The sequence below is a fragment of the Clostridioides difficile ATCC 9689 = DSM 1296 genome (genome assembly GCF_001077535.1).
Lineage (GTDB): Bacteria > Bacillota > Clostridia > Peptostreptococcales > Peptostreptococcaceae > Clostridioides > Clostridioides difficile.
The window spans coordinates 2,475,757-2,490,297 of record NZ_CP011968.1 but is presented as its reverse complement, the minus strand read 5'-3'; the positions used below and the strand labels follow the sequence as shown (position 1 = coordinate 2,490,297).

10 protein-coding genes are annotated in these 14,541 nt (G+C 26.3%); all 10 read left to right on the top strand.

The window, feature by feature from the left end; all coding sequences use genetic code 11:
• The first annotated feature begins 74 nt into the window (after nt 1-74).
• The 10 genes from CDIF1296T_RS11980 (at nt 75) to CDIF1296T_RS11935 (ending at nt 14,300) form a co-directional block, all read left to right on the top strand.
• Nucleotides 75-815, top strand: coding sequence for a tyrosine-protein phosphatase (locus CDIF1296T_RS11980; protein WP_009890462.1), 741 nt, complete (start codon nt 75-77; stop codon nt 813-815).
• An 11-nt stretch (nt 816-826) separates the two neighbouring features.
• Nucleotides 827-2,605 carry a BglG family transcription antiterminator gene (locus CDIF1296T_RS11975; RefSeq protein WP_009893554.1) on the top strand — a complete coding sequence of 593 codons (1,779 nt, stop codon included), beginning with the start codon at nt 827-829 and terminating at the stop codon, nt 2,603-2,605.
• A gap of 166 nt (nt 2,606-2,771) precedes the next feature.
• Nucleotides 2,772-3,689, top strand: coding sequence for a 1-phosphofructokinase (pfkB, locus tag CDIF1296T_RS11970; protein WP_009897445.1), 918 nt, complete (start codon nt 2,772-2,774; stop codon nt 3,687-3,689).
• Between the two features lie 36 nt (nt 3,690-3,725).
• Nucleotides 3,726-5,645, top strand: a complete 1,920-nt coding sequence (locus CDIF1296T_RS11965) for a PTS fructose transporter subunit IIABC (RefSeq protein ID WP_009897443.1) — start codon at nt 3,726-3,728, stop codon at nt 5,643-5,645.
• A gap of 493 nt (nt 5,646-6,138) precedes the next feature.
• Nucleotides 6,139-7,146 (top strand): CPBP family intramembrane glutamic endopeptidase, encoded by a 1,008-nt coding sequence (locus CDIF1296T_RS11960; protein ID WP_043896324.1) that lies wholly within the window; start codon nt 6,139-6,141, stop codon nt 7,144-7,146.
• Between the two features lie 379 nt (nt 7,147-7,525).
• On the top strand, nt 7,526-9,052 hold the full coding sequence (locus CDIF1296T_RS11955; protein WP_009897439.1) for an FAD-dependent oxidoreductase: 1,527 nt from the start codon (nt 7,526-7,528) through the stop codon (nt 9,050-9,052).
• A 27-nt stretch (nt 9,053-9,079) separates the two neighbouring features.
• Nucleotides 9,080-9,637, top strand: coding sequence for a DUF2238 domain-containing protein (locus CDIF1296T_RS11950; RefSeq protein WP_003440252.1), 558 nt, complete (start codon nt 9,080-9,082; stop codon nt 9,635-9,637).
• A gap of 521 nt (nt 9,638-10,158) precedes the next feature.
• Entirely contained in the window at nt 10,159-11,202 is a 1,044-nt protein-coding gene (locus CDIF1296T_RS11945) for a hypothetical protein (RefSeq protein ID WP_009897436.1), read from the top strand.
• A 110-nt stretch (nt 11,203-11,312) separates the two neighbouring features.
• Nucleotides 11,313-12,455 carry a peptidylprolyl isomerase gene (locus CDIF1296T_RS11940; protein ID WP_009897434.1) on the top strand — a complete coding sequence of 381 codons (1,143 nt, stop codon included), beginning with the start codon at nt 11,313-11,315 and terminating at the stop codon, nt 12,453-12,455.
• Nucleotides 12,456-12,908: 453 nt separating this feature from the next.
• A complete protein-coding gene (locus CDIF1296T_RS11935) occupies nt 12,909-14,300 on the top strand; it encodes a peptide MFS transporter (RefSeq protein ID WP_003430410.1) in 1,392 nt (463 codons plus the stop codon).
• The last annotated feature ends 241 nt before the right edge of the window (nt 14,301-14,541 follow it).

The window sequence follows — 14,541 nt, the reverse complement described above, 5'->3', positions numbered from 1 at the left end:
AACTTAAAATTGTGATAAAATTAATTTATAGATATTAAAAAAAGTATAATATATGGTTTTTAAGAGGTGCTAAGATGAAAAATTTTAGAGATTTAGGTGGGAACAAAACTGAGGATGGCAGAACTGTAAAGAAGGGATTATTTTATAGGTCTGCAAAATTATCAAATCTAAGTGAAAATGATATAAAGATTTTAAAAGAGTTAAATATTAAATATATATTTGATTATAGAAGTGATGAAGAAGCTCGTAAACATCCATCAACAATAATATCAAATATAAAAAATATAAGAATACCAGCAATGAGAGAGCTAGAAGAATCAGGAGGAAGTTTTGGTTCTATTGAAGATATGATTGATGGATTGTTTGAAAAAGATGGTGCATTTAATATGTTAAATAATAGTTACTATAATTTGCCTATAAATAATCCGTCATATAAAAAATTAGTAGAACTTATAAGAGACTATTCTAATTTACCAATATTAAATCATTGTACAGCTGGTAAGGATAGAACTGGTGTGGGGAGTGCTATAATTCTTATGATTTTAGGGGTATCGAGAGAGAATATAATGAAAGATTATCTAAAAAGTAATGATTTTGCAGATAAAGAGATAGAAAGATTTATAGAATATAAGCCTAAATTTAAGGACATTCCAAAAGAAAATTTGAAATATATATTTGGTGTAAATGAAGAGTATATGAAAACTGCATTTAGAAGAATTGATGAAGAATACATTAGTGTAGAAGCATATTTATATGGAGAATTTAATTTAAATAAAGAAGAAATAAGAAAATTAAGAAATCAATATCTAGAGTAAAAGGTGAGTTTATGAGTTTAAATATAACAGCAAGACAGATAAATATAATAAAAATATTGTTAAATTCAAAAGATACAATTAGTGGTATTGCCTTAAGTCAAGAGATAGGATGTTCTTCAAAAACTATACAAAATGAAATAAAGGATATTAATAAACAACTTAGAAATGGTAAAATTTTGTCAATAAGAGGAGTTGGTTATAAACTAGAAGGAAGTTTTGATGAGGTAAATCTAAATAGCAATCTCTATGATGATGTAGATAGAGTAGAATATATAATCAGAAAAATATTAACCTTAAGTAATGAAGAAAAAAATACTATAAAACTTGAAGATTTAGCCGATTCTATGTATGTAAGTGTTTCAACAGTAAAAAATGATTTAAAAGAAGTAAAAAGAATATTGGAAAAGTATTCAATATCAGTTAAATCTAAGCATAAACAAGGTATATGTGTTTTGGAAAGTGAAGATAAGATATTAAATTGTATAGTTGACTTAAGCAATAAGAGAGATAATCAATTGAGTTTAAATGATTTTTTAAATGATGATATAAAGGAAAGAAAACTATTAATAAAAAAATTATTATTAGACATATTAAATGAAAATGGATTGGTATTAACTGATATAGAATTTAAGAGTGTGTTAAATAATATATTAGTTATGTTAAGCAGACATAAGTATAATGAAAAAGAATTTATAGAGAATTATATAGAAAATTATAGGAGCAAAAGAAGCTCAATTTTAGAAAATGAACAAAACAAAGAAATTATAATAAATTCAATAAAAACATTTTGTAAAAATTTAAAATTAGCTACATCAATAGATATAAGTAATGATAAGGTATTTGAAGAGTTTTTATATAAGCATATTAGTAGTTTATGTAAAAAAATAAAGTTAGGTATAAATCAATCACCTATAATGGCTCAAGATATAAAAATAAAATATCCATTTGCTTTTGAACTAGCTAATATAGCTAAAAAGACAATAGAAAAAGATTTGAAGATAGAAATTAATGAAGATGAAGTTGCAAACATAGCCCTACATATAGGAGGAGCAGTTGAAAGAGCATCTTATAATAATAAAGATAAGGTTTTCAAAACTATAATAGTTTGTACTTCAGGCATAGGCACATCAATGTTAATAAAAGCTAAATTAGAGAATATATTTAAGGAAAAATTAGAAATACTAAAGATTATTCCTTCATACTTAGTTGAATATATAAAAGTTATAGATGTTGATTTTGTAATATCTACTGTTCCTATTGAAGTAGGAGATGTGCCAGTAATAAATATATCTCCAATTTTAAGTGAGAAAGAAATTAGATTAATTGAAAAATATATAGAAACAGGAAATATATACCTAGATTTAGATATAAAAAGCCTGTTTGATAGTGAATTGTTTTTTACTGATTTGGTGTTTAAAAGGAAAGAAGAAGTTATAGATTTTATGGCAAGTAAACTTGTACAAAAGGGCTATATAGATGAGGATATGAAAAAATCTTACTTTGAGAGAGAAAAAATAGCAACAACAGAAATAGGGAATATGGTAACTATACCACATGGAGCTATTGGAAAAATTTTTGATAATAAAATAGCAATTGGTATATTAAAGAAGCCTATTTCTTGGGAAATATCAGATGTTCGTTTAATAATAATGTTAGCCCTTGATAAAGATAAAATATTAGATTATGAAGTAATATTTTCAAAAATATATAAAAGAGTAGATTCTATAGCAAAAGTTATAAGTATATGTGAAAATAGTAGTTTTGAAAAATTTGTAAATTTATTTAATTAGATGGGTAGTATTGTATATACACCTGTAAATTTGGATAATATAAAACTAAATAAGATAAAAACGATAAATTTCTCTTTTAATTAAGAGAAATTTTTTGACTTTCAAGGATATTAATATAAAGTTAAGATATAAACATAAAGCAAATAAATAAAAAAGAGGTGGCAATATGATTTATACAGTGACATTAAATCCATCAATAGATTATATAGTTAAGCTAGATGAGCTAAAGACAGGAAGTACAAATCGTGTAAAAGAAGAATACGTTTATCCAGGAGGAAAAGGTATAAATGTATCTCGCATACTTAAGGAACTTGGAAATGATAACACATCTTTAGGTTTTATAAGTGGTTTTACTGGAGAATATATAATAAGAACATTGGAAGAAAAAGAATTGAAGACAGATTTTATAAAGATAAAAAGTGGTTTTTCAAGAATAAATGTAAAAATAAAGGCGTTAAAGGAAACTGAGATTAATGGACAAGGTCCAAATATAGATGATGAAGACATTGATACTTTATATAAAAAACTTGATAAGCTAAATCAAGATGATATTTTAATATTGGCAGGAAGTATACCATCTACTTTAGATGAAAAACTATACGAAAATATAATGGCTAGATTAGAAAAAAAGAATATAAAAGTTGTAGTAGATGCAACTAAAAATCTTCTTCTTAATGTTTTAAAATACAAACCTTTTCTAATTAAGCCTAATAACGACGAATTAGAAGAACTATTTGGTGTTAAATTAAATTCAATTGAAGACATGGTAAAATATGCTAGAAGGTTAAAGGAAATGGGAGCTATAAATGTCTTGGTATCAATGGGAAAAGGTGGAGCATTGTTGATTACAGAGGAAGAAGAAGTGCTTATAAGTGATGTTCCAAAAGGAAAAGTAAAAAATTCTGTAGGAGCAGGTGATTCAATGGTAGCAGGATTTATATCTGGGTATTTGAATACTGGGAAATATGATTATGCTCTTAAATTGGGAGCAGCTTCAGGTAGTGCAACTGCTTTTTCATATGACTTAGCCAAAAGAGAATACATTGATAAATTGGTAAATGAGATATCTGTAAAGAAGTTTTAAAATATTAAAAAATATATAGAAAGGTAATTAATATTTATGAAAATTATAGATTTATTAGATGAAAAGTCAATTAAGTTAAATTTAAATTCAAAAACCAAATCAGAAGCAATAGAAGAATTAGTAGATTTGGTCGCAAATAGTGGAAATTTAAATGATAAAGAAAACTACAAAAAAGCAATTTTGGCTCGTGAAGAAATGAGTACAACAGGAATTGGAGAAGGTGTAGCTATACCTCATGCTAAAAATTCTTCAGTTACTAAAGCTTGTATAGCAGCAGCAGTGTCAAAAGAAGGTATAGATTATGAATCGTTTGACGGAAGTTTATCAAATCTATTTTTTATGATAGCTGCACCAGACGGAGCTAACAATACTCATCTTGAAGTATTATCAAGATTATCTACAATACTTATGGATGAAGACTTTAGAAATAAACTTATAAATTCAAGCTCTGAAAAAGAATTTAAGGAAATAATAGATAAAAAGGAAAGAGAAAAATTCAGTGAAGAATATCAAGATGAGAAAGTTACTGAAAAAAATATAATAGATACTAAAGAGAATGATGCTAATAAGTATCCTAAGGTTTTAGCAGTAACAGCATGTCCAACTGGAATAGCACATACATTTATGGCAGCTGAAAGTTTAAATAAAATGGCAGAAAACAAAGGTGTATCAATAAAAGTAGAAACTAATGGTTCAGCAGGTGTTAAAAATAAGCTTACAAAAGATGAAATAGAAAATGCAACATGTATAATAGTGGCAGCAGATAAAAATGTTGAGATGGCTAGATTTAATGGCAAAAAAGTCATAAAAACTAAGGTGGCTGATGGTATACACAAAGCGGAAGAACTTATAGACAAGGCTGTAAATGGAGATGCTCCAATTTACCATGGAGGAGATGGAAGTCACAACGAATCAAATGAAGAAAGTGAAAGTGGATTTAGAAAAGTATACAAACACTTAATGAATGGTGTATCTAATATGTTACCATTTGTTATTGGTGGAGGGATACTTATAGCGATAGCCTTTTTACTTGATGATTATACTATTAACCCTTCAAACTTTGGTTCAAATACACCTATAGCAGCTTTTTTTAAAGGAATAGGAGATAAAGCTTTTGGATTTATGTTACCTGTACTTGCTGGATATATAGCATACTCTATATCTGATAGACCAGCGTTTGTTGTAGGATTTGTAGGAGGTGCTCTAGCAGGTGATGGTGGTTCAGGATTTTTAGGTGCACTACTTGCAGGTTTTATAGCAGGTTATTTAGTAGAAGGGCTTAAGAAAATATTTAGTGTACTACCAGCTTCATTGGAAGGAATAAAACCAGTATTGTTATATCCTTTACTTGGAACACTTTTGATGGGAATTATAATGACATTTTTAGTAATACCTCCAGTTACAGCAATTAATAATGCAATGGTTGGATTTTTAAATGGTTTAGGTGGAACTTCAAAAATATTTTTAGGATTAGTATTAGGTGGAATGATGGCTGTGGATATGGGTGGACCTGTAAATAAAGCAGCATATGTATTTGGAGTTGCATCACTTGAATCAGGGCAGTTTGAAATAATGGCAGCAGTAATGGCTGGTGGTATGGTTCCGCCACTTGCTATAGCTCTTGCAACTACATTTTTTAAGAATAGATTTACTAAAGAAGAAAGAGATTCTGGTAAAGTTAATTATGTAATGGGATTATCATTTGTTACTGAAGGAGCGATACCTTTTGCAGCTGGAGACCCACTTCATGTTATACCAGCTTGTGTTGGAGGTTCAGCAGTGGCAGGAGCACTTAGTATGTTGTTCAACGCAGCTCTTCGTGCACCTCATGGAGGAGTATTTGTTATACCAGTGGTTACCCATCCATTTGCATATATATTAGCTATAGCTGTAGGCGCTTTGGTTGGAATGATGCTTTTAGCATTACTTAAAAAACCATTAAATCAAGAAGTATAGCAATTAAAGGATATTCAAGAACTTAAAATATGATGTTTTATAAAAATTAATATATTGCTGAATTATTTTAAAATAAGGATTTTATGAGGCTGTTATATAACGATTTGTAATTGTTATCTTGACAGTCTTTTATTTTTATATAAGTAAAATAAGTGTGTTTTGCTTTATTTGTATTTAAATTGTTTTCAAGTTAGAACATAAAGAAAATTATATATTATTTTAATATTCACTCGAACTATAAAATAATATTTGTTGTATTTTTTTGTATATAAAATATATTGTAATATTAAAAAAATAATAGTAAACTGATTGCATAAAAATGATTTTTATATAAAATTTAAGCAGAAGAATAAATTTCTAACGAAATTGGATATTTCTTCTGTAAATACATATTCAAAAAAAGAATTATAAGAGTTTAGTCAGCAGTCGTGTAAGTAATAAGGACTTTATAAATATAGAAATATAATGATATGAGTATAAGTAGAAAAATTTTATGATTTTTACAATTATTTTTTATAAAAAAGGGAGGTTATGTTTGTTGAATTTACAATCAAAATGGGTAAACTTTTTAAAGCCAACATATGTCAGTGATGAAATAAAAAGAAAAAAACTACAAGTTATAATATTTTTTTCTATAACTTATGGTTTATCTTATTCACTAGGTTTATTAGCAATATGTTTTAATCATTTAATAGATTCAGAAATTTTAGCTCAATTTATGATGATATTGCCATTATCTTCAGTTTCTATTGCAAAATTTTACACAGAGGGAAGAAATAATGATAAATATAATTTTTATTCATCAGTAATATTATTTTTTATTATTTACTTTTTTATATTTATTATTGAATCATTAAAGTTAATAAGTATTAATCAATTTCAATTAATGTATCTTATGTTAATTTTAATAAGTAGTTTATGTGTTATTGTTTATTCTTATAAAATAACAAGTTTATATATTTTTAAAAATTTTAAGATAGGTATTTTGCTATTTTTTTACTTTTTATTTTCTCAAATTATTTTTGGATTAATAATAAGTGATAATCAATTTGATTATAAGAATTTCTTGAATTATATTCTTCTTCCTATAATATCATTAGTATACATTTATCCTTTTTTATGTGAAGAGTATGGTTGGAGATCTTTTTTGCAAAGTATTTTATTTGATAGATTTGGCAAAAAAATAGGTATTGTAATGGTAGGCACTTGTTGGAGTTTATGGCACTTACCTTTACAATTTACACTATATAGTCCTCAAACTCCAATAATTGGAGCTATAGCCCATTTGATATATGGTATTGGACTTTCTATATTTTTAGGTTATGTTTATATGAAAACTAAGAACATATGGTTTTGCTCTATAATGCATGTTCTAATTAATAGCTTAGGATTAATTTTCAATGATTCTGAAATAATTATTAATTACCATAGTATTATACAAAGATTGATATTTATACTATTATTTTATACTCCTTTTCTATTTACAAAAGAATATAAGTAAGAATTACAATTAATTTATATAAAATAAATTTTTAAGTAAATATTTTTATAGAGAGATTGCTATATTACATATCAGAAAAATATTAAACTAACTAAATCAATAAAAAAGTTGGTGGCTAACAGTTTATAATTGTTAGCACAACATCATCTTATGTATTGAAATCTAAAATATCCTCATTTTTACTTAGCATAAATACTATTAATTAAGAAAATAATATAGAAATTATAAATATATATAAGTTTAGTCTGGTGTATAAAACAAGAAAACTAAGTGATTTTTAATTTAGCTTTTTATTAAGCTTATTTTTTATACTATTTATAATAAATAAACTCCATGATGGGAAAACTATTACTATTTAATATGTAAAGGAGTATTTTAAATGAATGAATCATATTGGTTTTTAAACTCAAGTCCAAAAGAATATAACAAATTAGGTGAAAATATAAAAACAGATTGTCTTATAGTAGGTGGTGGAATAACTGGATTGACAACTGCATATTTATTAGCAAAAGAAGGTAAAAAAGTAGTGCTTGTTGAGGCTGATAAAATAGGATATGGAACTTCTGGAAGGAATACTGGTAAGGTAACTTGTCAGCATGATATATTTTACTCTAAGATAGAGAAAAAATATGGATTAGATAAAGCAAAATCATATTATAATGCAAATAATGAAGCTTTAAATTTAGTTAAACAAATAATAGAAGAAAACAATATAAAATGTGATTTTAAAAGGGAAACTTCTTTTGTATTTACAGAAAAAGAGGATACTATAAAGAATATTAAAGATGAATATCGTACATGTAAAAAAATAGGAATAAATTGTGAGTATCATGAAACTATAGAAAATATTCCATTAGATATAAAGGGGGCTATTAGTTTTACTAATCAAGGTCAATTTAACCCAAAGAAGTATATTGATGGATTGGCAAAAGCAGCAGTAAATTTAGGGCTAAAAATATATGAAAATACACCAGTAGTAGACCTTGAAAAAGGAAAAATATGTAGGGTTAAAACAAGAGAAGATAATATAATAGAAGCTGAGAATGTTATAATTTCATCTCATAGTCCATGGTATGATGGATTGAATTTTTATTTTGCAAAAGAATATGCAGAGCGTGCTTATTTAATGGTTGCAGTTTTGGAAAATAAATTAGCAGATGGTATGTTTATAAGTATAGATGACCCATCAATAACTTTTAGACAATATAATGATGGAAGTGAAAATTTACTGATTTTTGGAGGAGGAGACCATAAAGTTGGTCAGGGAGGAACTGAGAAAGAAATATTTGATGATTTAGAGCATTATGGTAAAGAAGTCTTTAAGGTAAAAGATTTTAAGGGGAAATGGTCTGCTCAAGATAATATGAGTTTTGACAATGTTCCTTATATTGGTTATATCAACAAAAGAGAAGACAATATTTATGTAGCTACAGGGTTCTCTAAATGGGGAATTACTAATGGAACTGCTGCTGGAATAATAATAAAAGATTTAATAATAAATAATAATTCTGATTATAAAGATACTTTTAATCCATCCAGACTAGGTAGCTACTTTTCAAAAGATTTTATAAAGGAAAATGCAAACGTAGCAATAAATTATGTAAGTGGAAAATTAAAAATAGGTAGTGGAGATATGCCTAAAAATAATGGAGAAGGAAAGATTGTTAATATTGATGGAAAAAGATATGGTGTATATAAGGATGATAATGGAGATTTTTATATTGTAGACACTACATGTACTCATTTAGGATGTGAACTTAATTTTAACAGTGAAGAAAAAACATGGGACTGTCCATGTCATGGTTCTAGATTTGACTATAAGGGAAATATACTTGAAGGACCAGCTCTTAAGCCATTAAAACTTTATGGACATGGTGATAATGATGTTAATCCTAAGTTATTATAAAATTATTTTTAGGAAGGTAAAGTGTATATGAATAAACTTTTAAAGCCAATAACTATACTATTGTATATAGTTTATATTTTATCTGCCGTATTTTTTGTAGCAAACAAAGAATATGGAAGTCTAGGTCTAGTAGCAATTAGTTTAGTTGGTACTTTCATTTTGAGTTTTATAAATAAGCAAACTGAAAGATTATTGAGTAAAGAATTATATATAATGCTTGCTTTATTTATAATGTTTTCATCATTGTTAGGTACTTGTTTTAATTTTTATGATATAAATTATTATGATGATTTTTTGCATTTATGGTCAGGTATAATATCTTGTATTGTGGCTTTTTCTATAATTAAATACTTTTATACACAAAGAGAGATAAGTAAAATGAGTAAAGTGTTTTTAGTTATATTTTTATTTATGTTTAGTATGGGAGTAGCGAGTTTATGGGAAATAGGTGAATTTTTAATGGATACTTTTGTTGGGACTACTACACAGGCCGGAGGGTTAGAAGATACTATGATTGATATGGTAGATGCTTTAATAGGTACAATTATAACTATTCCTTTTATAGTAAAAAAATCTAATATATAGTTTTAAATTTTTTATATTAATTATAATGGATTTAATTAATCATGTTGAGTTTCAAGGTCTATATGATTAATTAAATCCATTTTTGTTATTTATAATTATTATTGAATATATTTTTACATATAAGATATAAGGTGATAGATAGAAATTGTTGGATTATGTAAATAATTAATATATAATACCATTATGGGCAATAAATACAAATCAAATGATAATATAGTCTATTTATGTAAATGTTAAATTGTATCCTAAGTATAATAGTAAGTTTTTTGATAGTGGTGTAGAAAGTAAAAATCTACTAGCCTAAATTGATGTATGGATTAGTTTAGGAACAGTAATTGCATATCTTAAGTTTGATGTCATGTTGGGCTACTAGAAATAGGTCATCTTTTTCACTTGAATATCTTTTCTTTAAACATGGGGAGTATCATATCAAAAACATATGAAAATTAAGTGATTTATGAGAACAGTAATATTTTATATGATAGTATAGAATAGTAATAAAGTATTAGGAGGAACATTGAGTGTTAAAAAAGTGGTTTGGTATTGTGAAAAAAAGACAAAAAAGTGAGTCAGTAAAAGAAGAAGGTGAAGTAATATTAAAAAACGAAAAAATATTATCTGAAGAAAAGTTGATAGATGAAGAAGGAGTTGTAGTTAATATTGATAATGAAATATTAACTAAAGTAGAAGTAGTAAATGATGACAATGAAATAGAAGAAAAAATAATAGAAGAAGATTGGTTAATTAGTGAAAATACCATAAAATTAGATGATAAAGAAGCAATTATTAATGATAAAAACATAGAATTATGTAAAAAAGAAGTTCAAGTTGAAGGTGAAAAAATAGATTTAAATAAGTTTGAAGGACTTGACCAAAATGAAAATTATAATCTAGAAAAAAATGTTATTGAAGAAAAAGAAGTAAGTGAATGTTTGACAGAAGAAGATTTAGAGTACATAAAAGAAATTAAAATAAAAAGAGGAAAAAGTATAAAAGCTATAAACTTGTATACTAAAGAAGAGTGGGTTTTTGACACTCATATACAGTGTAGTAAAAAACTCAAAGTTCCATTAGGGTACATAAGAGAAAATTTAAAATATGGATATATGGATTACTTTGGAGATGCAATAAATTATTTAAGTGAAGTATTAAATATAGATGAATACTGCAAAAGTGAATGGAGCTATCTCGATAATAGCAAATCTCCATCTGAGATATTTAATATTCTAAACAATAAAATATTTAGTATAAGGCTTTCTAATGAAAAAAGAAATGAAATTTTGACAAATGATAAAATTGAAGCATTAAAAATGAATTATAGATTTGAATGTATTGATGAAGAATATGATGAATATTTTAAAAAATATAAGTCTATAATCAAAAGAGGTGGAAAGAAAAAAGTTGAATTAGTAAATAAAAAAGGTGACATTTTAGAAATATTTAAGTCTTTAGAAGAATGTGCCATTTATTTGCAAAAGGAAAAGAATGAAGTTATACAAATGTTAAAATATGGAGATACAAAAGTAGGAAGAAACTTTATAAGGTATAGTTTGAGAAGTATTTAATTTCATTTTAAATTCATAAGAGTTTCATTTCTGATTCACACATTTAATATTATTTTAATGTAAAATAATAAAGGTGAAGTATTGTACAATTAAAATTAAGGAGGGTATTAATGTCTGAAGAAAAAAATCCAAAAGAAAATACATTAGATGAATCTAAAAATTCAGATAATGTAAATTCTAAAAAAGATGATGTGTCAGATGAAAAAAATACTGATAACAAAGTTAAAAAAAGGGAAATAAAGCTAAACAACAAAACACTTAAAGCTATTGTAGCAATTGTTGCAGTAGGAGCTATATGTTTAGGTGGAGGCTATATTTTTGGCAAAGAAGCTGGAAGAAAATTGCCTGCTACTTCAAAACACTATAATAGCAGTGAGGTAGTAGCTACTATTGGGGATAAAAAAATAACAGGTGAAATGTTAAGAAAGAGAATGGAGCCATTATTTTATTTAAATGCAAAAACTACTATGACTGATGACGAAATACGTTCATATGAATCAAATATGATTGAAACTATGATTACATCTGATATATTATCCTCTGAAGCAGCAAAAGAGAAAATAAGTATAACTAATGACCAACTAGATGCTCAGTATAATAATTTAATGAGTAGTATAGAATCAGCAATGGGAATGACTAAAGAAGAGTTTTTAAAACAGTTTGATTTGACTGAAAAATATATAAAAGATGATATGAAAAAAGAGCTAGTAGCATCAAAATATTTAAATGAAAAATCAAAAGTTACTGATAAAGAAGCAGAGAACTATTACAATAAAAACAAGAGCAATTATTTACAAGTTAGAGCTTCACATATTTTAATAAAAACTGTTGATGATAAAGGTAAGCAAGTTAGTAGTAGCAAAAAAGCTGAACTTAAGAAAGAAGCTGAAGAAATACTTAAAAAAGCCCAAGCTGGGGAAGATTTTGCTACTCTAGCTAAAAAATACTCTGAAGATAGTAGTGCAGAATCAGGTGGAGATTTAGGTTTCTTTGGTAAAGGTCAGATGGTGGAATCTTTTGAAAAAGCAGCCTTTGCATTGAAGAAGGGAGAGGTATCTAACAAACTTGTAGAAAGTGATTATGGATATCATATAATTAAGAAAACTGATGAAAAATATCAGCCATTTGAAGAGGTAAAATCAGATTTAGTAAGCAGTTTAACATCAGAAAAACAAAACCTACTTATACAAAATCTAAAAGAAAAATATAATGTTAAAATTACAGATAAATATCAAATGAAAGCTAAAGAATAGATAAAGTCAATTTATTAAAAAAAAGAAAAATTAACTGTATGGATAAAAGCTATTTTTACTCTCAATATAGAGAGTATAAAATAGCTTTTATTATTTTGCAATAAAATCTATTTATATATATGAAGTGACAAAGAAATAACATGCAAAAAGACATTAAAAAGAAATATTTTTAATTTGAATTTTTTCAATAAAAATTTACAAAAATGAAAAAATAAACAAAAAAGAATTGAAGATTTAAGTTGTTATTTAAATATATATATATTAAGATTTTCTTCTGAAGATACTAAAAAAATAATATTTTTCATAATTTTAAAAATAATAATAAAAAAATGAAAATACAGGCGATAATCTATTGAGTAAACATAGAAAAGATGATATTATAAGTATGTGCTAAAATGGTTAAAGCAATATTAATATTAAATTTAACTATAAAACAAAAGGGGGCGTTTTTTTATGTCAAGTACAGAAAGCGTATCTAAAAAAAGTGGTCATCCGAAGAGTTTTTGGCTTATTTGCATGACAATTTTGTGGGAAAGATTTAGTTATTATGGTTTAACAGCTTTATTGGTATTATTTTTTACAGCAAGTGTAGCTCAAGGTGGTTTAGGTCTTTCTACTCAAGAAGCAACATCCATGTTTGGCTTATTTACAGGTCTTATATATCTTACACCATTAGTCGGTGGCTGGTTAGCAGATAAAGTTTTAGGTCAACAAAAATGTATTTCTATAGGTGCACTTTTAATAGCAATAGGAGATTTCGTACTATTTGCTTCATCTACATCTATTGCCATGGTTTGGGTAGGTCTATCAATAATTATTTTAGGAAATGGTTTTTTTAAATCAAGTTGCTCAAATATAGTTGGGGATATATATCCTAAAACTGATGTGTCAAGAAAAGATGCAGCATACAGTTTATTCTATATGGCAGTAAATGTAGGAGCATTTATAGCTCCAATAATATGTGGATTGCTTTCTGATAATGTATTTGCAGTAAGAGGAGCAAGTGGAGATATAGTATCTTATGGATATAAGATGGCATTTTTAATTTGTGGTATAGGCATGATGTTAGGTATGATTATATTTACACTTCTTGCACCAAAATTATTAAATGAAGTCGGAAAATATCCTGTGACTAAAGGTAATAAAGGTGAAAAAATTGAGTATGGACCACTTACTAAGTTGGAGAAAAATAGGATAATAGCAATGGTTATTTTATTTTTATTTGTGGTCTTATTCTGGACAGCATACTATCAAACACAAAGTTCTTTTATGATTTATGTAAGGGATAATGTAAATAGAACTCTATTTGGATTTGAAATGCCAGTAGCATGGCTTACATCACTAAATGCTATATTATGTGTGGCTTTATGCCCAGTATTAGCTACCCTATGGGTTAAATTATCTCATACCAAAAGAGGTGATTTCTCTATTCCAGTTAAAATGGGATTAGGAATGATAATAATGGGTGTTGGGTTTATAGTTATGGTATTTGCTACATTAGCTAATGGTCCAGATGGAATGGTAAAGGCTAGTATATTGTTTATAGTATTGACTTATATATTTACAACAGTAGGTGAATTATTCTTATCTCCTATAGGACTTGCAATGTTCAATAAATTAGCTCCAGCTAAGTATGCTACGTTGTCTATGGGAGCCTGGTATCTAACAAGTTTTTTTGCAAGTTTATTATCAGGAAAGATTGCTGGTTTTACAGCCACACTTGGTTTTTTACAGATATTTGGAGGAATAGCAACAGTTTTAATAATATTTGGTTTAATATTATTGGGAATAAGAAATGTATTAACAAGATTAATGGCTATGGATTTACTAACAAAAGAAAAATAATTCATGACGAATTATTGTAAATAAATGAATTACTTTAAATAAAGGAAGTTACATTTAAATATAAAATTAAATGTAATTTCCTCTTTGATTATGAAAAAAAGCTTTACACAAATAGATATTATAATTAAAATTATAATTGTGATAATTAGAGTGTATAAGATTTATATAAATTATACAAAAAATATTTATGTAATAAACTTTACATACTTATATATTTAGTTATTCAAACTATTATTTCGAG